Source organism: Marinobacter daqiaonensis, from assembly GCF_900115285.1.
In the GTDB taxonomy this organism is placed as follows: Bacteria; Pseudomonadota; Gammaproteobacteria; order Pseudomonadales; family Oleiphilaceae; genus Marinobacter; species Marinobacter daqiaonensis.
Map to the genome: position 1 here is coordinate 2,436,745 of NZ_FOYW01000001.1, position 21,641 is coordinate 2,458,385.

Below are 21,641 nucleotides of genomic sequence, written 5' to 3' on the forward strand. Positions count from 1 at the left end.
ATCCTATTTATCCGGTTAAAGATCAACTCTACCAATGGAGCAGATGCATGAGTGACCTCCACGGCCATTACCTGGAAGACCTGACGGTGGGAATGAGCGCGAGTTACGCCAAGACCATCACCGAAGCCGATGTGATCCTGTTCGCCGGTATCACCGGTGACGACAACCCGGTGCACCTGAATGCCGAATTTGCCGCCGAGACCCCCTTCAAGGAGCGGATCGTCCACGGCATGTTCAGTGCCGGGCTGATCTCCACGGTACTGGGTACCCGCCTGCCGGGCCCGGGAGCGATCTACGTGGACCAGGAACTCCGTTTCAAGGCGCCTGTGCTGATCGGTGACACCGTGACGGCCACGGCAACGGTGGAAGAGATCGACGAGCGCCGCCGCCGGGTGAAGCTGAAAACCGTCTGCACGGTCAGGGGCAAGGTGGTCGCCGAGGGTTACGCCACCAACATGGTGGATCGCCGGCCTCAGTCCTGAGTGGCGATGACGACCTGGTTGCGGCCCTGCTTCTTGGCGTCGTAAAGGGATTGGTCCGATAGAGCCAGCAGTTCCCGTATGGAGCCCAGCCTCTTTTGCCAGGCCACGACGCCACAGCTCATGGTGTAGCCCAGCATTTCCGCCCAGCGATTATTGATAATCACCTCGCCGGTGCCCAGGTTCCATTCCCAGGTGCCGGCCAGGGTGCCATCGTTGATGGCCGTCAAGCGGGTCTTGGGGGAAAGTGGAGTTGAGTCTGACATGCCGTTATCCAGGGTGCGCTGTCTGCCCGATGATAATGCACCCGTATACATTGTCCGACGCAACACAAACAGAGGTGAAACCGGTTCGGCCGGAGAGGCACAACAGGGACTCTAGCCGCTTTCGAAGGGGAAAGCTCTGGTAGGGGCAAGGTGAGACGGGGATATGATGGTCGGCGTGGCAGGATTCGAACCTGCGACCCCTTCGTCCCGAACGAAGTGCGCTACCAAGCTGCGCCACACGCCGAATTACGGCCGGTATTATACGGAATCCCTCTTCAATTGCCAGCCCTCCGGCGATGCTCGCAGCGAATCTTTTGGTCTGTTTCAGGGTTGATCCATTTGCCGGGTAGAATACCCTTTATACCCAGACCAATAACGGGAGAAGGCTGTGCTTCGACTGTACAGATTTGCCAACGGGCTTATTCGTGAAATCCCGGTGACGGACCAGCCACTCGAGCCCCAGGTGCGCGCAGCGGACTGGATCGATTGCTACGAGGCAGAGGAGGAAGAGAAGGCCATCCTCGAAAAGCTCCTGATGACGGATGTGCCCGAGCAGGATGAAGTGGACGAGATCGAAGCCTCCGCCCGCTGCTTCGTGGACCAGGCGGGCATTCATGTTCACTCCCTGTTTCTCACCCAGACCGAGGGACGGCATACCACGGTATCCGTTGCCTGCATTCTTCAGCCGGAACGCCTGATCACCATCCGCGATGACGAGATCGCGGACTTCCGCCTGATGCGCATGCGGGCCCGCCGTGGCCAGCTCGAAAGCCATCATCCTTCCGAGCTGCTGGTGACCCTGTTCGAGCAGAAGATCGAGAACCACGCCGACAACCTGGAATACATTCACCGGCAGCTGGATAAAGTGTCCTATCTGGTGCTGGAAGATGAAGACGCCGAGCTGGAGGACGCCATCAGTCAGCTGGCCAGGCTGGAGGACAGCAACGGCCGCATCCGCCTCTGCCTGATGGACAGTCAGCGGGATATCTCTTTCCTGGTGAGGCACCTGAGATCCCACCCCGAACTGAGGGAAACCTGCCGGGAGATTGCCCGGGACATCGAAACCCTGATGTCCCACAGTGCGTTCCTGTTCGAGAAGATCAACTTCCTGATGGGGTCTACCCAGGGGTTCATCAACATCGAGCAGAACCAGATCATCAAGACCTTCTCAATCGCGGCGGTGGTGTTCCTGCCCCCCACGCTGATCGCCAGCATTTACGGTATGAACTTCGAGCACATGCCCGAGCTGGAGTGGTTGCTGGGCTACCCCGCGGCTTTAGTGCTGATGGTGGGGTCCGGGTTTGCCCCCTACTGGTACTTCAAGCGCAAGGGCTGGCTGTAACAGCCAGGCCCTGGAACGAAAAAAAGGCTTCCCGGTCAGGGGAAGCCTTTTTATTCCGGACCGCTGACTCAGCTGCCTGGCAGCAGTGAAATATCCGCCACCCGCAGGAACAGGTTCCGCAGGCGGTTGAGCAGGGCCAGACGGTTGTTGCGCACCGCTTCGTCATCGGCCATGACCATGACCTCGTCGAAGAAGGCGTCCACCGGCTCCCGCAGGCTGGCCAGGGAACTCAGGGCGGAGGCGTAGTTGCCCCGGTCGAACATCGGTACCACTTTCTCCGCCTGCTCACTCACCCGCTCGGCCAGGGCGATTTCCGCCTTGTCCTGCAGCAGGCTGTTATCCACGTGCTCACCAACGGACGCATCACCCTGCTTGGTAAGAATGTTGGATACGCGCTTGTTGGCGGCGGCCAGGGCGTCGGCTTCCGGCAGCTTGCGGAAGGCATCCACGGCTTTCACGCGGCGGTCGAAGTCCAGTGGCCGGGTGGGCCGGCGGGCATGAACCGCTAGGTACACCTCCGCTGCGATGCCCTGCTCCTCGTAATGGGCGCGGAACCGTTCGAGTATGTAGTCCACCACGGTGGTGGCGGTATCATCCTCGGTGAGCTGAGTGAAATTCCTCTCCGCCCACTCGCAACAGGTCTGCAGGTCGAGGTTCAGCTCGCGCTCAATAATGATGCGCAGCACGCCCAGGGACGCCCGGCGAAGACCGAAAGGGTCGCGGGTGCCGGACGGGGGCTGGTTGATCCCGAACAGACCCACGAGGGAGTCCAGGCGGTCGGCGATGGCCACCGCGCAGCCTGTCATCGTGGCCGGCAGATCATCGCCCGCGAAGCGGGGCATGTACTGCTCATTCAGGGCGCGGGCCACGTCGGCATGTTCACCATCGTTGGCGGCGTAGTACTGGCCCATGATGCCCTGCAGGTCGGTGAACTCCAGCACCATCTCGGTGACCAGGTCGGTCTTGCCCAGCATCGCGGCCCGTTGCGCCAGTGCCGGATCGCTACCGATTGCTTCGGCAATTTTCCCCGCCAGAGCGGACACCCGCACCGACTTGTCGTAGATACTGCCCAGCTTTTCCTGGAACACGATCGGCTTGAGCTGATCGATGCGATCTTCCAGGCGGGTCTTGCGGTCGGTGTCGTAGAAAAAGGCGGCGTCAGCCAGGCGCGGACGAATCACTTTTTCGTTGCCGGCGATCACCTGGGCCGGGTCCTTGCTCCTGAGGTTCGCCAGAGTGATGAACACAGGCAGCATTTTCCCTTCCCTGTCCATGACGTGGAAGTACTTCTGGTGCTCCTTCATGGAGGAAATCAGAGCCTCCGGGGGAACCTCCAGAAAGCGCTCCTCGAACCGACCCAGCAGCGGCACCGGCCATTCGTTCAGGGCCGTGACTTCGTCCAGCAGCTCTTCGTCGATCACTGCCTTGCCACCCGCCTCCTTCTCGGCGGTTTCGGTAACGCCGCGACGGATGAGCTCACGGCGTTCGTCGAAGTCGGCGATGACGTAGCCTTCCTGCATCAGCACGATCTCATAGTCGTTGGGTGTCGGTACGATGAGTGAGCGGGGGCAATGGAACCGGTGACCACGGGTGGTGTTTCCAGGCTTGAGTCCCATGATCGGGCTGTCGATCACGGCGTTGCCGTACATGAACACCAGCCAGTGGACCGGCCGCACGAACTCGGTACGGTGTGCTCCCCAACGCATCCGTTTGGGAATCGGCAGACCTGCCAGTGCCTGCTCCACCAGTTCGGGCAGTAGCTCCTCGGTGGGCTTGCCCTGCTCCACGGTGCGGTAGACCACCCAGGCCCCCTTGTCGGTCTCCAGGGTGTCCAGTTGCTCGGGAGTGACGCCCAGAGAGCTGGCAAAGCCGGTCAGGGCGCGGGTGGGGTTGCCGGCGTCGTCAAAGGCGGCCTTGATCGCGGGGCCGCGTTTTTCCACCGGCTTGTCGGGCTGTGCGTCCTCCAGCTTGCGAACCCGGACCGCCAGGCGCCGGGGAGCCGCGAAGGCCTCTACCCGCTCAAAGGCGATACCGGCATCCTCGAGTCCGCGCCGGATACCGCTGGCAAAAGCATCGGACAGGGGCCTGAGAGCTTTCGGTGGCAGCTCCTCGGTGCCCAGTTCAACCAGAAAATCCTGAGTAGCCATGGTTACGCGGTCCCCTTCTTGGCCTTTTTGGCTTTCTTGCCCTTGCCGTTATCGGCGTTCTCTTCCAGTGCCATAACCTCCTTGCGCAGCGCCTCGGGCGCCAGCGGGAAACCCAGGGCCTTGCGACTGTCGAAATATGCCTGGGCAACCGCGCGGGCCAGGGTGCGGACCCGGAGGATAAAACGCTGCCGCTCGGTAACAGAGATGGCGTGGCGGGCATCCAGCAGGTTGAAGGTGTGGGAGGCCTTGAGAACCTGCTCGTAGGCAGGCAGTGCCAGGCCGGCATCGATCAGCCGTGCGCTTTCGCGCTCATGAACGTCGAAACTGTGGAACAGGAACTCGGTATCGGCATGCTCGAAGTTGTAGGTGGACATCTCCACTTCCTGCTGGTGGAAAACGTCGCCGTAGGTGACCACGCCGTCGGGACCTTTGGTCCAGACCAGATCATAAACGCTGTCGACACCCTGCAGGTACATGGCGATTCGCTCGAGACCGTAGGTAAGCTCGCCGGTGACCGGATAACACTCCAGGCCGCCCACCTGCTGGAAGTAGGTGAACTGGGTGACCTCCATGCCGTTGAGCCAGATTTCCCAGCCCAGGCCCCAGGCGCCGAGCGTGGGGGACTCCCAGTTGTCTTCCACGAAGCGGATGTCATGGACCAGCGGATCCAGGCCCAGTGCCTTCAGGGAGTCCAGGTAGAGTTCCTGGATGTTGTCCGGAGAGGGTTTCAGAACCACCTGGAACTGGTAATAGTGCTGCAGGCGGTTGGGGTTTTCACCGTAGCGGCCATCGGTGGGGCGCCGGCTGGGCTGTACGTAGGCGGCGTTCCAGGTCTCAGGCCCGATGGAGCGCAGGAAGGTGGCAGGGTGAAAGGTGCCGGCACCCACCTCCATGTCCAGGGGCTGGAGGACCACACAGCCATGCTGCGCCCAGAAATTCTGCAGTGCCAGGATCAGGCCCTGAAAGGTCTTCAGATCCGGGTTTGAAGATTGTGATGCCATGGTAGTCACGACGATTGCCTGCTGGTCAGTCTGAATGTTGCGGGGAGGCAGATGCACATCTGACGGCGCCGGCCCGCACTGAAAGGCGGGTATTATACGCGCGAAAGCCGGGTAATTCTAAGCCGTGTCATGACTTCCGTCGGGGTTGACGATTGAATTTGTCGGTCTGCAACGGAAGCAACAGGACACGGTGTCCGCGAATTCACCGCCAGGAGCCCACAGGGATGTTCGAGAAAGATCCGGTTTCCATTGATGGCCCACTGGGTAATACCTTTCTTTTTACCCGCCATTTCAAGCACAACAACCCGTTTGCCTCACAACCGATCGCCTTTGTGCATCATCGGGTCTACCCAAAACAGAGCCTAGAAGCACTGGTGCGATATGCCGGCGCCGACCCCTTCAATTACCGCCTTTATGACATCTGGCAGATGGTCTTCCAGAAACCCTGGGCCTGCCCCCGAAACACCAACCAGCAGTTCAACGACTTGGTGGGCAAGATCCATGGGGATGAACTGTTTGTGTACCTGACCGAAAGTGACTCCGACGGAAATCCTTACGCTGGAGAGTGACAAACGGCTGCGGGCGTGGTCAAAGGTTTGGTCAATGAGCCGATCCGCCGCAGTGACGGAATCAACCGGGAGTAGTTGCCGGGGAGCAACATAGTCCCGTACCGGAGTCAGACCTCTGCAAAGATCTTGCTCTGGTCTGCACTCTTGCCCGATGTTCGTTTATTCAGAGGATCCTTAACTTTAATTAACCAATATTGCTTAACTAAATAATAATCGTTAGCCTTACCAAAGGCGTTGCCAAGGTCGTCAACGCTACCGCAATTAGTCATAATTAATAAGGACGTTTTTTATGAAGAGACTACTCATCACACTATTTATTGGACTCTCAGCGAATTCTGTTCTGGCTTCGCCCCTGGAGACCTTTACTCAGTGTGACATGTGCGACTATCAGGAGATGCTACAAGCCGCCCATCAGGTCTCAGGCGAAGTTCGCCCCAAGCGAGAGTCGCCTTTTGCTCCGCAGGGACCGGGCACGGGGTACGTAACGGTTTTAGATCTTCATAGCGGCAGTGCTGCCACTTTCGAAATCTATTTTCGTGAGGCCATGGCCACCTCTCCACCGCCACAATACCAACGTTTTTTTTACTACACGGTCGACTCCATCCATCCATGGAACACCGATGAGAAGGTTACCCAAGCCGCAGGCAGGGTAGCGAGCGCTGTTAGGGTCCTCCAGTCCGCGACCGCAGTACCAGAGGCCATAGCCGATAGCGCTTGGGATTTGGTGGGAGCTGGATATAAGCAAAATCAAGTTATTGATCACTATGTAAACAACATGAGCGTATTTCAGCATTTAAACAACGCCCTAGGATCGCTTGCCATTCTCCTGGGCGGTGTAGTTAACGTTGAAAATGTCCTTATAAAAATGAAATTTAGCGATGGCTCGGAGGCAGATTTTTCGCTCGATGGGTGGGACTCAGCAAGCAGACCCCGGCTCACGTTTCTTGGCGGTAGGGATGCTGATGGAAATATTATTCGAGATAGCAACCAGATATTCAGTTCGGGTTCTTACAGTTTCCGAATTGGCGGTCATGTTGCGTTCAATGCGTTTATTGACGCCGCGTCCCGCTTTGGTGTTTCCGTTCAGTCTGTTCCGGCTGGAACGGTAACTCTGGGTGAGATCCAAATATGTAGCCCTGCCGAGCAGGCAGAAGATGCAAATGAAGATGGCTATGACTACTGCTTTTAATAACAGTGGCTGTGATCGTTTTAACCGAATCTATTTCTTGAAGCAAATAGCTCATGGGAGAATTAAATTGATTTTTACCGTGGACTCAGTAAGTCAAGCTATATTGATCTGGTGCGCAATAGCCTCTGCAGGATCTTTCTTGCTAGCGATGAACAAGTTCAAGGCCCCATGGGGATATGCCCTAATAGGACTGTTCACCGGTCTGTTCCCGCCGCTTACCATTGTGTTCTGGCTCGCATTGTGGCTTAAGAAGGCGCCTCGTCGTGCCGATTGACCATGACCTGCCAGCAAAAGGGCTGCTGATGGAGCTCTGAAACCTCTCAGCGGCGCCAGAACGCCGGCGTCAGCAGCACCAGGAGGGTGAACACTTCCAGCCGCCCCAGCAGCATGGCGAAGCAGAGTACCCATTTGGCGACGTCATTGAGGTTGCCATAGTGGTAGGCTACCTCGCCCAGGCCCGGGCCGAGGTTGTTCATGGCGGAGGCGACGGCGGTCCAGGCGGTGACCTGATCCAGGCCGGTTGCCAGCAGGATGATCAGCATGGCCACGAACATGAACATGTAGACCGAGAAGAACCCCCAGACCGCCTGCAGGACCCGGTCCGATACTGGCCGGTTGCCCAGTTTCACCGGAATGACCGCATTAGGATGTAGCAGGCGCTTTACTTCCCGGGTTCCCTGGCGGTAGATCAGCAGCACCCGCATCACCTTCATGCCGCCGCCGGTGGAGCCGGCGCAGCCACCCATGAAGGCCAGGACGAACAGCATGAACGGCAGCATCAATGGCCACTGGCTGAAGTCAGCGGCGCCAAAGCCGGTCGTGGTGGCGATGGAGACAACCTCGAAGATGCCCTTGGTGATGGCAGTCATGGGGTCGAGGGTTGCGGTATAGATCAGGACCACCACCGTAATTGCGCTGACGCAGGCCAGCACGCTGAAATAGAAGCGGAACTCCGAGTCCTGCCAGTAAGCCAGCAGGCTGCGCTGGCGGAACGCCACGAAGTGGAGCGCGAAGTTGGCTCCCGAGATGATCATGAAAACCACCGCGATCATTTCGATCAGGGGGCTGTTGAAATAGCCGATGCTGGCGTCGTGGGTGGAGAAACCGCCGATGGCGATGGTGGAAAAACTGTGGCCGATGGCGTCAAACCAGGTCATGCCCGCGGCCCAGTAGGCCACGGCACAGACGATGGTCAGTGAGACATAGATGTACCAGAGGGCCTTTGCCGTCTGGCCGATACGGGGAGTGAGCTTGTTGTCCTTTATCGGCCCCGGCACCTCGGCCCTGTAAAGCTGCATCCCCCCGATGCCCAGCATGGGCAGGATGGCCACCGCCAGCACGATGATGCCCATGCCCCCCAGCCACTGCAGTTGCTGGCGATACCAGAGAATGGATTCGGGCAGGGAATCAATCCCGGTGATCACTGTGGCGCCGGTGGTGGTCAGCCCCGAAACCGCCTCGAAGAGGGAGTCAATGTAGGTATAGGGAGCGTTATTGCTGAGGTAGAGGGGAATGGAGCCGGCGACACTCAACACCACCCAGAAAAGGGTGGTGATCAGGAAACCGTCCCTTACCCGCAGATCTCCGGTGACCCGGCGAAACGGCAGCCACACGATGAGGCCGCCGAAGAAAACCATGGTCAGGCCGTTGGCGAACCGCTCCCACTGGCCATCTTCATAGAGCAGGGAAATGCCCAGCGGCGGCAGCATGGTAAGGCTGAAAAGCATCATCAGCAGACCGAGTATCTTTCCGATCACCGGCAGACGCATGTCAGCAACTCCCCTGTGTTTCGAGTGGCGTCATCAGAAGAAGGTCAGCCCCACCTGGAAAAGCTTTTCCACCTCGCGGATACGGGACTTGTCGATCAGGAACAGAACCACGTGGTCATCCGGCTGCACCCTCAGGTGATCGTGGGCGATGAGCACTTCGTTGTGGCGGACGATGGCGCCAATGGTGGTGCCCTGAGGCAGCTTGATCTCGTCCAGCCGCTTACCCACCACCCGGGATGAACGATGATCCCCATGGGCGATGGCTTCGATGGCTTCGGCGGCGCCCCGGCGCAGGGCATGGACGTTCACCACGTCGCCCTTGCGGACGTGGGTCAGCAGGCTGCCGATGGTGGTCTGCTGGGGAGAGATGGCGACGTCGATCTCGCCCCCCTGGATAAGGTCCACATAATCCGGGTTGTTGATCAGGGTCAGTACCTTGCGGGCCCCCAGGCGCTTCGCCAGCAGGGAGGCCATGATGTTGGCCTCGTCATCGTTGGTCACCGCGCAGAACACATCGGTGCTCTCGATGTTCTCTTCCAGCAGGATGTCCTTGTTGGCGGCGTTACCTTCCAGCACGATGGTCTTGCGCAGGTTCTCGGACAGCATCACGCAGCGGTCCCGGTCCTGTTCCAGCAGCTTGACCTGGTAGCGGTTCTCCAGGGAATAGGCCAGGCGCTGACCAATGTTGCCGCCCCCGCAGATAAAAATCCGCTTGTAGGGCTTTTCCAGGGGCTGGAGTTCGCTCATTACTGAGCGGATATGGTCGGTACCGGCAATGAAGAACACTTCATCGCCATCCTCGATCACGGTGTCGCCCTGGGGAATGATAGGCCGGTCCTTGCGGAATATGGCCGCCACACGGGTATCGATGCGGGGCATATGTGTACGCAGATAGGACAGTTCGTGTCCCACCAGCGGACCGCCTTCGGTGGCGCGAATGGCCACCAGGCGGACCAGGCCGTTGGAAAATTCCAGCACCTGCAGTGCGCCCGGATACTCGATCAGTCGGGTGATGTGCTGGGTCACCAGGTGCTCGGGACTGATCAGGACATCCACCGGAAAACCGTTCTCGCCGAACAGCTCCTTGCGGGCCAGGTAGGCGTTGGCTCGCACACGGCTGATCTTGGAGGGAGTGCGGAACAGTGAGAACGCCACCTGACAGGCCACCATGTTGGTCTCGTCGGAGTTGGTGACCGCGATCAGCATGTCGGCATCTTCCGCCCCGGCCTGACGCAGAACGGTGGGATAGGAGCCTCGGCCCTGTACGGTGCGGATGTCGAGGCGGTCCTGCAGTTCCCGCAGGCGGACACCATCGTTGTCGATCACCGTGATGTCGTTGGCCTCGTTGGCCAGGTTCTCGGCAAGGCTGCCGCCTACCTGGCCGGCGCCCAGGATAATGATTTTCACTGGTTCTCCTCCGGCCCGCCCTTGGTCAGACAGGCATAGAAAAATCCGTCGTGGCTGTTCGGGTCCGGCAGCAGCTGGCGGCCGTGGCCGGTGTCCATTCCCCAGTCCCCGACCCGCTCCAGCAGGGTCGCGTCTGGCTGCTGATGCAGAAACCGCCGGATTATACGACTGTTTTCCTGGGGAAACACGGAACATGTCGCGTAAACCAGCCGGCCGCCCGGCTTCAGGACTGGCCAGAGGGCTTCCAGCAGGCGCATCTGGATACCGGCCAACGGCGTGATGTCGGTTTCCCGGCGCAGCAGCTTGATGTCCGGGTGCCGGCGGATCACGCCGGTGGCACTGCAGGGCACATCCAGCAGGACGCCGTCAAAAGGCTCGCCGTCCCACCAGCTGGCCGTGTCTGCCGCGTCGGCCTCCTTCAGGGTGGCGGAGAGGCGAAGCCGGTCCAGATTTTCCCCGATCCGCGGCAGGCGCTGGCCGGACTCGTCAATGGCAACCACATCGGCCCGATTGTCCACAGCTTCGAGAATAGCGCAGGTCTTGCCGCCGGGCGCGGCACATGCATCCAGCAGTCGTTGCCCGTGCTGCGGTTGCAACCACTGGGTGCACAGCTGTGCGGCCTCGTCCTGGACACTGACATGGCCATCGGTAAAGCCCGGTAGCAGATCCACCGGCACCGGCCGTTCCAGCTGGATGCCCCAGGGGGCGAAGGCGGTGGCCCGGCCGACGATACCGGCGGCGTCGAGCCGGGCCAGGTAATCCTCGCGGCTGCCGTGCATACGGTTGACCCGCAGGGTCATCGGGGCCTGGATATTGTTGGCCTCGAGGATGGCCTCCCAGTGCTCCGGCCAGTTGTGACGCAGTTTTTCGATGATCCAGGCCGGGTGGCTGAAGCGGGCCTCGTCGCTGGCCGGCTCCGGGGCGCCGTCACGCTCCGCCTGGCGCAGGACACCATTCACCAGGCCGGTCAACGGCGTCTTGCCGAGAGCCTTGCAGGCTTCGACGGTCTCATTGAGGATGGCGTAGGAAGGATTGCCGCTGAAACGAAGCTGGAACAGGGCGACCAGCATAAGGTGATGAACCACCCGGTCCTGCTTGCGCAGGGGCTTTCTCAATCGGCCGCCGAGTTCCTCATCGAGGCGGTGAAACCAGCGGCAGGTGCCGTAGCACAGGGCCTGCAGCTGGGCCCGCAGGTCCGGATCGAGATCATGACTGGCGGCGGGGAGGCATTGATTCAGGGACTCCCCCTGCTCCACCGCCAGCATTACCCGGGCGGCAACCGCGCGAAGGGGCAGCTCCCGGCTCATCAGCGCAGCACCTGGCCGGGCATCAGCAGCGGTTTGCCGCCGTTGATCAGATCCGAGACTGACATGGCGCGGCTGCCGGACAGCTGAACCCGGGTCACCCGCAGGATGCCACGGCCACAGGCGATGTCGATCCCGGATCGTTGCCGGGACAGAACGGTTCCCGGTTCACTGTCGCTGGAATCCGCTACTGCCACCGCCTCATGGATGCGGACCCGCTGGCCATCCAGTTCGCCATCGGTGCCGGGCCAGGGGTTGAAGGCCCGGACCTTGCGGGCAATGGCATCGGCGTCCCCCTGCCAGTCAATGCGGGCCTCGTCCTTGCTGAGCTTGTGGGCATAAGTGGCCTGCCGGTCGTCCTGCGGTATCGCTTCCAGTCCGCGGGTGTCCAATGCGGCGAGGGCTTCGACGATGGCGGCGCCCCCCATGTCCGCCAGCCGGTCGTGCAGGCTGCCGCCGGTGTCATCATCATGGATCGGAGTCCGGTGTTTCAGCAGCATGTCACCGGTGTCTAGGCCGGCGTCCATCTGCATGATGGTGATGCCGGTTTCGGCATCACCCGCTTCGATGGCGCGATGGATCGGGGCCGCGCCGCGCCAGCGTGGCAGCAGCGAGGCGTGGATGTTGATGCAGCCCAGCCGGGGAATCGTCAATACTGCGGGGGGCAGGATCAGGCCGTAGGCGGCAACCACCATGACATCCGGGTTCAGTGCCCCGAGCTGCTGCTGTTCCTCATCCCCTTTCAGGGACTGGGGCTGGAACACCGGGATCCCGGCGCTCACCGCGGCCTGCTTGACCGGCCCGAACTGCTGCTTGCGACCGCGGCCGGCGGGCCTGTCCGGCTGGGTGTAGACGGCAACCACCTCGTGGCCGGTCTTGAGAAGGGCCCTCAGAGCAATGGCGGCAAAATCCGGCGTTCCGGCAAATACGATTCGCACAGCGGGTTCCTGTCTGTGGCGTTGGTGGTAAACGAAAAAACCGGGTAGCGTACCCGGTTCGTCGTTTTGATCAGGCCCAGGGCCGATCAGGCGCTTTTCTTGTGGAGCTTTTCCAGTTTCTTTCTGATGCGGTTGCGCTTCAGGGCGCTGAGGTAGTCCACGAAAAGCTTGCCGTTCAAATGGTCCATCTCGTGCTGGATACACACCGCAAGCAGGCCGGTGGCTTCCAGTTCAAAGGCTTCGCCCTTCTCATTGATGGCGTTGATACGAACGTGTTCGATGCGATCGACATCCTCGTAGAAGCCGGGTACCGAAAGGCAGCCTTCCTGCATGGGCTGATAATCGCCGTCCAGCACTTCCACCTTCGGGTTGATGAACACCCGGGGTTCACTCTTGTCTTCCGAGAGGTCCATGACGATGATCTGCTGATGCACGTTTACCTGGGTTGCCGCCAGCCCGATACCCGGAGCGTCGTACATGGTTTCAAACATGTCTTCGATAAGCTTGCGGGTCTCGTCGGTCACTTCATCGACCGGCTTGGCGATGGTGCGCAGCCGTGGATCCGGATATTCAAGAATGTTCAGTATCATAAGGACTCGTTCTTGCCTGTCTCTGGCCTTCATCCAGTCAGGACATCTGGCCGGTGTCACAAAATGCGATCGCGTACCGCGACTTTTGCTACCCACTCGCTATGATAATCGGAGCGAAAACTGTGTGTTCAAGGGAAGCAGCTGTTGATGGCACTATTATCCCCGGAAGCATCATTGAATACAAACTGATCAGCCGATAGTCAGAATCTACTACAAGACACGAATATAAGATCACAATTTCTTTGGTTTCCTCTATATTAGGGTGAAGCCACGCTTTCTAGGCACGCGATGAAGGATTTTACGATGAGGAAACTGCTGTACGCTCTGGCAGCCGTGATGCTGCTGTCCACGTCCTGGGCGCAGGCACAGGGCCCGGAGTTCCGGTCCGACCACCCTGAGCGTTATACCGTCAAGAAGGGCGATACGCTGTGGGATATTTCTTCCCGGTTCCTGAATAACCCCTGGTACTGGCCGGAGATCTGGCACGTCAACCCTCAGGTGAACAACCCACATCTGATCTACCCCGGGGACGAGCTGGTTCTGGTCTACATAGACGGCAAACCCCGCCTCACCAAGTCCAGCTCCGGAGTGGTCAGGCTCTCGCCCAAGGTTCGGTCCGAACCGATCGACACGCCGATTCCTGCCATTCCCCTGGAGGCGATTGACAGTTTCCTTACCGACACCCGCATCGTGACCGAGGAAGAGCTCGAGGGCGCGCCTTATGTGCTGGAAGGCACCGAGGGCCGGATCGTGATGGGAGCCCTCGACCGGCTTTATGCACGGGGCGAGGCGCCTGCCAGAAGCGTCGGTGTGTTTCGTCGTGGACGGGCCTACACCGATCCTGACACAGGTGAATTCCTGGGCCTGGAGGCCCGCTCCATCGGTGATGGCGATATTACCGCTGAAAATGGCGACGTACTGACGGTGGATCTCACCCGGACCCGGGAGGAGGTTCGCATCAAGGACCGGCTGCTCAAGCGGGAAGATCGCCGTATCAATACCAGCTTCACCCCCAGCGCGCCCGACACTCAGATCGACGGTAAGATGATTGACGTGGAAAGCGGGGTAACCCAGATCGGTCAGTACAATGTTGTCGTGCTGAACCGGGGCGAACGGGATGGGCTGGAAGAAGGAAACGTGCTGTCGGTGTTTCAGGCGGGCGGAAAGGCAAAAGATCCGGTGACCGGAGAAATGGTGGCATTGCCTGATGAGCGTGCTGGCTTGCTGATGGTGTTCCGGACCTACGAAAAACTCAGCTACGGGCTGATCCTGACCGCCACCCGCGCGCTCTCCGTGGGCGACAAGGTGGCCAACCCGTAACGCCAGTCTGACGGGCCGGGGGCCTCCCCGGTCCGGATCCCGGTTGCCAGGACGGCAGCCCGAACAACAGGGAGGTTGCCATTGCCCCAGGTTTCCGCATCCACCGCATCGTTTATTTCCGATCCCGCCGCGCCCTGGCTGATCCTTGGCATGCTGCCCCGTTTCAGTGGCAAGCGGTGGCTGGCGGTATGCGATGCCTTTTCCGACCCGCTGGAATTCCTTGCGGCCTCATCGGCCACCCACAAGGCTTTTGGCGTTGGGGCGGAGGCCCGCGCCATCCTGTCAGCCTGGCAGCGGGCCGATCTCGATTTCGCACCTCTGGCCCGTATCGCTTCCGTTCTCCTGGACTGTCATGAACGTCGGATCCAGTTGCTGGGCTGGGGTGATCCGCGCTATCCCGAGCCCCTGCGGCATATTCCGGACGCGCCTGCGGTGCTGTATGCCCGGGGCCGCGTGGAGCAGCTTTGCTGCCCCCAGGTGGCAATTGTGGGCAGCCGTAACGCCACCCGGGCCGGACTGGACCATGCCTACCGGTTTGCCGGAGCCCTGACCGAGCGGGGTTACGCCGTCACGTCCGGGCTGGCCCTGGGGGTTGATGGCGCGGCCCATGCCGGCGCCCTGGCTGCCGGGGGTGACACCGTGGCGGTGGTGGGCACGGGTGTGGATGTGCTTTACCCCCAGGCCCACGGGGCACTGACCGGTCAGATCGTAAACAAGGGTGTTCTGGTGTCCGAATACCCGCCGGGTACCCAGCCCAGATCCGGCCACTTTCCCCGCCGTAACCGCATCATCAGTGGCCTCAGCCGGGGCGTGCTGGTGGTCGAGGCCGGCCTGAGGTCAGGGTCGCTGATCACCGCCCGCCTGGCGCTGGAACAGGGCCGGGACGTGTTTGCCATTCCCGGTTCGATTCACAATCCTATGGCCCGGGGCTGTCACGAGCTGATCCGTCAGGGCGCCCGGCTTGTGGAAACGGTGGATGACATCGAAGAGGAGCTGTCGGTCTGGTGGGCAGACAGCCCGGTATCGCCGGTTCCTGAGCCCGACCCTCCTGAGACTGCTTCATCCGGCTCGCCAATGACAGATGATTCCCAAACGCCGGTGCCCGAGTACCTGGATGACCGGGAAATCGCAGTCCTAAAGGCCCTGGGATTTGATCCCTGCTCTACCGACCAGCTATGTTCGGCAACGGGCCTGCCCGCGGATCAGCTGATGCAGTCGCTGCTGTTGCTGGAAATGGAGGGGCTGGTGGAATCCGCACCCGGTGGCTTCCAGCGGATGTCCTGATCCAGCACGGACTTGCCGATACCGCGATGCCGGGTTAGTCTCAGGCGCCCGGTTACCTGCAGGATGAAAAGCCCATGACGACCTCTATAAACCTTTCCACACCCTGGTCACGCCAGCGGTTGCAGCAGACACTGGCTGCCGACGGGGTGATTGCCTATCCCACCGAGGCGGTGTGGGGGCTGGGCTGCAATCCCTGGAGCGAATTCGCCGTGGATACCATCCTTGCCCTCAAGCAGCGGCCAGTGGAGAAGGGGCTGATCCTGGTGGCCTCGTCGGTGGACCAGGTGCAGTTTCTGCTGAGGCATCTGCCGGAGGAGATCCAGGCCCGGGCCACCGCCCACTGGCCCGGACCGGTCACCTGTGTGGTGCCGGATGTCAAACGCCAGGTTCCGGACTGGGTCCGGGGTGATCACGACACCATCGCGGTCCGGGTGAGCGCTCACCCGCTGGTAAGGCAGCTCTGTGATCTGGCAGGCATGCCCCTGGTCTCGACCTCATGCAACCCGGCGGGTCGCGAACCGGCCCGAACCCCCTGGCAGGTCCAGCGGTATTTCCCGGCCGGTATTGACCTGATGGTGTCTGGCAGCCTGGGCACTTCCCGGAAACCCAGCACCATCATCGATATTGCCAGTGGTCGACGGCTGCGATAGGAGAACCCGATGTCCGATACCTCAAATCCGAACTCCGAGGCGGTCCACCAGTATCTGCTGGATCTCCAGAAGACCATCTGCGAACGACTCGAAGCCCTTGACGGCGGGGGAGCGTTCATCGCCGACTCCTGGGACCGGCCCGAGGGGGGTGGCGGCATCAGCCGGGTTATTTCGGATGGCAATGTGTTCGAGAAAGGGGGCGTGAACTTTTCCCGGGTCACCGGCGCCCAGATGCCGCCGTCGGCCACGGCCCACCGTCCCCACCTGGCCGGGGCACCCTGGCAGGCCATGGGGGTATCTCTGGTGATGCACCCGAAAAACCCCTACGTTCCCACCTCCCATGCCAACGTCCGCTTCTTTATTGCCACTCCGAAGGACAGCGAACCGGTGTGGTGGTTTGGCGGCGGGTATGACCTTACGCCTTACTATGGTTTTGACGAAGACTGCCGGCACTGGCATGAGACCGCCCGCAATGCCTGCCTTCCCTTTGGCCCCGACATTTACCCACGCTACAAGCAGTGGTGTGACGAATATTTTTACCTCAGGCACCGTCAGGAGCCGCGAGGTGTTGGCGGGCTCTTCTTCGACGACCATAACACCGGCCACTTCGATGAAGACTTCGGTCTGATGCAGGCGGTGGGATCCAGCTTCGTCGCGGCCTATGAGCCTATTGTGCGCCGGCGCAAGGATCATCCCTGGGGTCAGCGGGAACGGGACTTCCAGCTCTATCGCCGCGGTCGTTACGTGGAGTTCAACCTGGTCTACGATAGGGGTACCCTATTCGGACTGCAGTCCGGCGGCCGTACGGAGTCCATTCTCATGTCCTTGCCACCACTGGTGCGCTGGGATTACGAATGGCGACCGGAACCCGGCACAGAAGAAGCCCGCCTGACCGAACACTTTCTCACCGGCAGGAACTGGCTGGAGGACGACGATGCACAATGATCTGTATGCCGTGGTAGGCAATCCTGTCAGCCACAGCAAATCGCCCCGCATTCACGGGCTTTTCGCCGCCCAGACCGGCGAGGCCATGGAGTACACGGCAATCCAGGCCCCCCTGGAGGAATTTGCCGAAACTGTCCGGGGGTTCTTCGCCCAGGGCGGCAAAGGCCTCAACGTGACCGTTCCGTTCAAGGAACAGGCCTGGGAGCTGGCGGACGTTCGCAGTGATCGGGCTCAGAAGGCGGGCGCGGCCAACACCCTGTACCTGGACGAGTCCGGCCGGCTGATGGCGGACAATACCGACGGAGCCGGCCTGGTTCGTGACCTGACCTACAACGCGGGAGTCAGCCTGCGGGACAGAAAAATCCTGATCCTGGGAGCCGGAGGTGCGGTGAGGGGCGTGCTTGGTCCGATTCTGGCCGAGCAGCCTGCGGAAGTGACCATTGCCAACCGGACCGTGGTGAAAGCCCAGGGTCTGGTTTCCCTGTTCGCCGATGATGCCGGCAATACATCCCTTGGAGCCGCCGGTTTCGCTACGGTCAAGGGCCCTTTCGATATCATTGTCAATGGCACCAGCGCAAGCCTGATGGGGGATCTGCCGCCGGTCCCGGATACGGCCATTTCAGACAGAACCGTCGTTTACGACATGATGTACGCGGCCTCGACCACCCCTTTCAACAAGTGGGCGAGGGAGCAGGGTGCGGAAAAGGTACTGGATGGCGTGGGCATGCTGATCGAGCAGGCGGCGGAGTCCTTCCGGATCTGGCGCGGCGTCAGTCCGGATACCAAAACTGTGATGCAGGAGCTACGGCCGCCCATGGCCTGAGGCCCCGCAACTGGGCTATGCTTTGGCCTCTTGAAGTTGTCCTTTCCCTGAGGCGTATTATGGACATTTTGACCCTGGTCGGGTTGGTTGCGGGCGTGGTGATTGTCATCATCGCCATGCTGGCCAATGCCTCGGCGCTGACCTTCCTGAATCTTCCCGGCCTGGCCATTGTTCTGGGCGGCACCTTCGCCGTCACTCTGATCAAGTTTCGACTGCCGACGGTGGCCAGTTCATTCAGGCTGGCCATCAGGGCCGCCTTCACCGAACGTCTCGACCACCCCCGGGATCTGATCCGCGAGGTGGGTGAACTCGCCCGGGTGGTGCGCAAAGACGGAATCCTGGGACTGGAAAGCCACGACACTGACAATGCCTTCCTGCAGAAAGCGATCAATCTCTGCGTGGACGGGCATTCACCGGAAATGGTGGAGGAGACCCTGGCCCAGGAGATTGAGCTGACCGACGAGCGCTACGAAGTGGCGGAGAGGGTTTTCCGCGGGATCGGGGAATCGGCGCCCGCCATCGGCATGCTGGGTACCCTGGTGGGCCTGGTGCAGATGCTCAATACCCTGGACGACCCCTCTTCCATTGGTCCGGCCATGGCGATAGCCCTGCTGACCACCCTCTATGGCGCCTTCATTGCCCAGCTCATTGCGCTTCCGCTGGCGGACAAGCTCCAGCTGAAGGCGGAGGACGAGCGCCGCAACCATATGCTCATCGCCACCAGTATCCAGAACATTCTGAAGGGTCAGAACCCGCGTGTGATCACTGAAATCCTGTCATCGTTCGTCAGCCCTGACCAGCGGCCGTCGCCGCAAGCGGGCCAGGAGGTCTGAGCAGCGTGGCACTGGTGTCGGCAAGACAAAGGCGGCCCAGCCGTGGCAGGCGTGGCGCACCCGCCTGGATCGTCACCTTCGCGGACCTGGCAACACTGCTGCTCACCTTTTTCATCCTGCTGCTGTCCTTCGCCGAAATGGATGTGGAGAAGTACCGCGCCATGGCCCAATCCATGGCCGTGGCCTTTGGCAGTGCCAATGTGATGGCCGAGGATATTGGCGGATCGCCCCTCACCCTTATCGAATCGGATACGGTGTCATCACCTGAGCCAATGGACACACCCCGGGAGGTAGCGGAGTTCATCGACGACCGTGGCGCGGCCCCGGAACTTACCCGGGTTCCGGAAGGGGTTGTGGAACTGACCTCCCGGCTGATCGGCGAGCTGGAGGAGGAAGTGGCCGACGAGTCCCTCAGCATCAGCTACGACGAGGAACAGGTGGTGATCCGTTTTTCCGAGCGGGCCACGTTCAATTCCGGCGAAGCACAGATAAAGGCGGACATGCTGCCAATCATTGACCGGGTGGTGGACGTGGTCGCCCAGTGTCTGGGTGATGTCATCGTGGCCGGTTACACGGATGACGTGCCCATCGTCAGCAGCCGCTTCCGCTCCAACTGGGATCTGTCCGCGGCAAGGGCGGTGTCGGTGGTTCATGAGCTGGTCCTCAACCGGCAGATACCACCGGAGCGGGTGATTGCGGCCGGCCGCGCCGAAACCCGCCCTCTGGCGCCCAATACCTCGGCAGAGAACCGGGCCATAAACCGGCGAGTGGAAATCGCTATCCGCGAACCGGAGTGCCGCGATGCGGTGCCAACCAGGGATCTTCCAGTGGAAATCCTGCGCTGATATTCCCGGGGGCTAGAACCTAAGACCCAATTCGACTAGGCCCTCGCAGCCAGTCGCCGTTATACTTTGGGCCCCTGATTCCACATGTTTTTTATAACGAAAGAGAGAGATCATGAGCGGACCGGAACAACCAAAAGTCATTGGAGAGGAATGGAGCGATGAGCGGGTCAAGAGCTTCCTGTTCCTGAGTCCCTATGACGCCCGGATCAACCCCGATCATCACGTTCTGATCAAGGCCTATCAGGCCATGCGGGCCGAGGACTTTGCGCGGTTTATCGGATTCTTCGTGGAAGCCGGCCGTGACCTGAATGCTCTGGATGAGCAGGGCGAAACCATTCTTGACCATGTCTCCCGCCACAAGCGCATGACCGATTACGCCGACACCCTCCGGGCGGCGGGCGCGAAAAAAGCGGCGGAGCTCTGATTCCGTCGAGCCCGCCGCCATACCAGGTTACTCTACTTCCACCTCAATGGACTTCGGTTCAGCCGGTTCGGTCTTTTTCAGGGTCACTGACAGCACGCCATTGTTGAAACTGGCTTTTACACTGTTGTCGTCGACGTTGTCTGGCAAGGTGAAACGACGCAGGAAGCTGCCATAGACCCGCTCCACACGGTGTAGCTTCTCGCTGTCGGTTTCCTCTTCCTGTTTGCGCTCACCCTGGATGGTGAGGACACCCTCATGAACGGTGACCTTGACGTCTTCCTTCCGCATACCCGGAAGCTCGGCGTCAATGACGAAGGAATCCCCGGTTTCCCGGATATCCACCGCCGGCGCCCAGTCGCTGCGACGGAAGAGATCTTTCCCTTCCCTTTCACCGGGTGCCCGCGGCAGGCCGAAATGACGGTTGTAGCGGTCAAGCAGATCCTCGAACTCACTGATCGGATTCCAGCGACTGATGTTGGCCATAATGAAACTCCTCCTATGAATCTGAATATGGGTTTTGCATTCAGCTTCATTCGCGGAACAGCTCCATCCCGGCAGACGCCGGATGGTTATCCGTGAACGCTTGCTGTTATCGAATCTAGGAGCGGTTGTGAGTTTTTCAAGAGGTCCGATGAGGGCGTTTTGATTTGGGTCAGGTTGTTGAGTGACTTTTGGGTTTTTGCAGGCTGCTCCCGGGTGGCGGGGGAGGTTTTCTCCGCCGTAATTCACGGTCCATCCCTGGACCGGCCTTGCTCCGCGCCATTCCTGGCGCTGCTGCAAGACACCCAGGACCGTCAGACATTACGAAGGACCGATTACTGCTCGGATCGGCGGTAGCCTGCGCGTTTTCAGTAGGAATGCGGCCTGTCCATCAGGTATTCGTCCTTCAGTTTGACGTAGTTGGCTGCGGTGTAGGTGAAGAACCGTTTTTCGTCGTCGGTGAGTGCCCGGGCCTTCTTGCAGGGTGAACCCACGTATAGGTGGCCCGACTCCAGCCGTTTGCCCGGCGTTACCAGGGCGCCCGCTGCGATGATGACATCGTCCTCCACCACCACGCCGTCCATGAGTATGGCGCCCATACCGACCAGCACCCGGTTGCCGATGGTGGCGCCGTGGATCAGCGCCTTGTGGCCGACAGTGACATCGTCCCCCAGTGTCGTCGGCCAGCCCCCCGGATTGAAGTCGGAGGCGTGGGTGATGTGGACCACAGTGCCGTCCTGGATGCTGCACCGGTTTCCTATGCGTATCTGGTGCATGTCGCCGCGCACCACCGTCATCGGCCAGACCGAGCAGTCGTCTCCCATTTCCACATCCCCGATCACCACCGCCGACTCGTCGACCCAGGCCCGGTCACCGAATTTTGGGCTGATGCCCTTGTGAGAACGTATATTCGCCATTACATACACCTATTAGCCAAAGAGGTTTGTATACCGTTATCGTCGCAGACAACAGTGTGAACTGCTTTCCAGAACCTGGCCATCCGTTACGTGCGGAGAAAACATCCCCAACACCTGTC

Annotated in this window: 22 protein-coding genes and 1 tRNA gene; 12 read left to right on the forward strand and 11 right to left on the reverse strand. The window is 60.5% G+C overall.

The window, feature by feature from the left end:
* Positions 1-47: 47 nt before the first annotated feature.
* Positions 48-482 carry a MaoC family dehydratase gene (locus BM346_RS11100; RefSeq protein ID WP_092012225.1) on the forward strand — a complete coding sequence of 145 codons (435 nt, stop codon included), beginning with the start codon at positions 48-50 and terminating at the stop codon, positions 480-482.
* Here BM346_RS11100 and BM346_RS11105 read toward each other — a convergent pair.
* Both BM346_RS11105 and BM346_RS11110 read right to left on the reverse strand, forming a co-directional pair.
* Positions 473-745 carry a diguanylate cyclase gene (locus tag BM346_RS11105; protein ID WP_092012228.1) on the reverse strand — a complete coding sequence of 91 codons (273 nt, stop codon included), beginning with the start codon at positions 743-745 and terminating at the stop codon, positions 473-475. The two genes, BM346_RS11100 and BM346_RS11105, sit on opposite strands and share 10 nt — an antisense overlap.
* 167 nt (positions 746-912) lie before the next feature.
* Positions 913-989 (reverse strand) — tRNA-Pro (locus tag BM346_RS11110).
* Between the two features lie 144 nt (positions 990-1,133).
* On the opposite strand from BM346_RS11110, the gene corA reads away from it, so the two are divergent.
* A complete protein-coding gene (gene corA, locus BM346_RS11115) occupies positions 1,134-2,087 on the forward strand; it encodes a magnesium/cobalt transporter CorA (RefSeq protein ID WP_092012231.1) in 954 nt (317 codons plus the stop codon).
* Positions 2,088-2,155: 68 nt separating this feature from the next.
* On the opposite strand, the gene glyS is transcribed toward corA, so the two are convergent.
* Together glyS and glyQ are read right to left on the reverse strand one after the other, a co-directional pair.
* Complete coding sequence (gene glyS, locus BM346_RS11120) at positions 2,156-4,234, reverse strand: glycine--tRNA ligase subunit beta (protein WP_092012235.1); 2,079 nt, start codon at positions 4,232-4,234, stop codon at positions 2,156-2,158.
* A gap of 2 nt (positions 4,235-4,236) precedes the next feature.
* A complete protein-coding gene (gene glyQ / locus BM346_RS11125) occupies positions 4,237-5,235 on the reverse strand; it encodes a glycine--tRNA ligase subunit alpha (protein WP_167812593.1) in 999 nt (332 codons plus the stop codon).
* A 224-nt stretch (positions 5,236-5,459) separates the two neighbouring features.
* Between glyQ and BM346_RS11130 the strand changes: the two genes are divergently transcribed.
* Both BM346_RS11130 and BM346_RS11135 read left to right on the forward strand, forming a co-directional pair.
* Positions 5,460-5,804: a hypothetical protein gene (locus BM346_RS11130; RefSeq protein ID WP_092012238.1), complete on the forward strand. Its 345-nt coding sequence runs from the start codon at positions 5,460-5,462 to the stop codon at positions 5,802-5,804.
* A gap of 289 nt (positions 5,805-6,093) precedes the next feature.
* A complete protein-coding gene (locus BM346_RS11135; protein ID WP_092012240.1) occupies positions 6,094-6,993 on the forward strand; it encodes a hypothetical protein in 900 nt (299 codons plus the stop codon).
* A 320-nt stretch (positions 6,994-7,313) separates the two neighbouring features.
* Here BM346_RS11135 and BM346_RS11140 read toward each other — a convergent pair whose 3' ends face one another.
* The 5 genes from BM346_RS11140 to def all read right to left on the reverse strand — a co-directional run bounded on the left by BM346_RS11140 (position 7,314) and on the right by def (position 13,001).
* Complete coding sequence (locus BM346_RS11140) at positions 7,314-8,762, reverse strand: TrkH family potassium uptake protein (RefSeq protein ID WP_092012243.1); 1,449 nt, start codon at positions 8,760-8,762, stop codon at positions 7,314-7,316.
* Between the two features lie 33 nt (positions 8,763-8,795).
* On the reverse strand, positions 8,796-10,169 hold the full coding sequence (trkA, locus tag BM346_RS11145; protein WP_092012246.1) for a Trk system potassium transporter TrkA: 1,374 nt from the start codon (positions 10,167-10,169) through the stop codon (positions 8,796-8,798).
* A complete protein-coding gene (gene rsmB / locus BM346_RS11150; RefSeq protein ID WP_174805140.1) occupies positions 10,166-11,476 on the reverse strand; it encodes a 16S rRNA (cytosine(967)-C(5))-methyltransferase RsmB in 1,311 nt (436 codons plus the stop codon). The genes trkA and rsmB overlap by 4 nt, the downstream gene beginning before the upstream one ends.
* The gene (gene fmt, locus BM346_RS11155) at positions 11,476-12,411 is read right to left on the reverse strand and encodes a methionyl-tRNA formyltransferase (RefSeq protein WP_092012252.1); all 936 of its coding nucleotides are present in this window, start codon (positions 12,409-12,411) and stop codon (positions 11,476-11,478) included. The genes rsmB and fmt overlap by 1 nt, the downstream gene beginning before the upstream one ends.
* 86 nt (positions 12,412-12,497) lie before the next feature.
* On the reverse strand, positions 12,498-13,001 hold the full coding sequence (def, locus tag BM346_RS11160; protein WP_092012255.1) for a peptide deformylase: 504 nt from the start codon (positions 12,999-13,001) through the stop codon (positions 12,498-12,500).
* Between the two features lie 303 nt (positions 13,002-13,304).
* On the opposite strand from def, the gene BM346_RS11165 reads away from it, so the two are divergent.
* The 8 genes from BM346_RS11165 (at position 13,305) to BM346_RS11200 (ending at position 20,125) form a co-directional block, all read left to right on the forward strand.
* On the forward strand, positions 13,305-14,321 hold the full coding sequence (locus BM346_RS11165) for a LysM peptidoglycan-binding domain-containing protein (RefSeq protein WP_092012258.1): 1,017 nt from the start codon (positions 13,305-13,307) through the stop codon (positions 14,319-14,321).
* A gap of 81 nt (positions 14,322-14,402) precedes the next feature.
* Positions 14,403-15,605, forward strand: coding sequence for a DNA-processing protein DprA (dprA, locus tag BM346_RS11170; protein WP_227662822.1), 1,203 nt, complete (start codon positions 14,403-14,405; stop codon positions 15,603-15,605).
* A gap of 74 nt (positions 15,606-15,679) precedes the next feature.
* A complete protein-coding gene (locus BM346_RS11175; RefSeq protein WP_092012261.1) occupies positions 15,680-16,255 on the forward strand; it encodes an L-threonylcarbamoyladenylate synthase in 576 nt (191 codons plus the stop codon).
* Positions 16,256-16,264: 9 nt separating this feature from the next.
* A complete protein-coding gene (gene hemF / locus BM346_RS11180; protein ID WP_092012264.1) occupies positions 16,265-17,200 on the forward strand; it encodes an oxygen-dependent coproporphyrinogen oxidase in 936 nt (311 codons plus the stop codon).
* Positions 17,190-18,023, forward strand: coding sequence for a shikimate dehydrogenase (gene aroE / locus BM346_RS11185; RefSeq protein ID WP_092012267.1), 834 nt, complete (start codon positions 17,190-17,192; stop codon positions 18,021-18,023). Before hemF ends, aroE begins: the two co-directional genes overlap by 11 nt.
* Before the next feature lie 59 nt (positions 18,024-18,082).
* Positions 18,083-18,856 carry a MotA/TolQ/ExbB proton channel family protein gene (locus BM346_RS11190; protein WP_092012270.1) on the forward strand — a complete coding sequence of 258 codons (774 nt, stop codon included), beginning with the start codon at positions 18,083-18,085 and terminating at the stop codon, positions 18,854-18,856.
* A gap of 11 nt (positions 18,857-18,867) precedes the next feature.
* Entirely contained in the window at positions 18,868-19,701 is an 834-nt protein-coding gene (locus BM346_RS11195) for a flagellar motor protein MotB (protein ID WP_228704331.1), read from the forward strand.
* A 112-nt stretch (positions 19,702-19,813) separates the two neighbouring features.
* Positions 19,814-20,125 carry a PA4642 family protein gene (locus BM346_RS11200; protein WP_092012277.1) on the forward strand — a complete coding sequence of 104 codons (312 nt, stop codon included), beginning with the start codon at positions 19,814-19,816 and terminating at the stop codon, positions 20,123-20,125.
* Positions 20,126-20,152: 27 nt separating this feature from the next.
* On the opposite strand, the gene BM346_RS11205 is transcribed toward BM346_RS11200, so the two are convergent.
* Positions 20,153-20,608: an Hsp20/alpha crystallin family protein gene (locus BM346_RS11205; protein ID WP_092012280.1), complete on the reverse strand. Its 456-nt coding sequence runs from the start codon at positions 20,606-20,608 to the stop codon at positions 20,153-20,155.
* A 365-nt stretch (positions 20,609-20,973) separates the two neighbouring features.
* The gene (locus tag BM346_RS11210) at positions 20,974-21,522 is read right to left on the reverse strand and encodes a gamma carbonic anhydrase family protein (protein ID WP_092012283.1); all 549 of its coding nucleotides are present in this window, start codon (positions 21,520-21,522) and stop codon (positions 20,974-20,976) included.
* Positions 21,523-21,641: the final 119 nt, after the last annotated feature.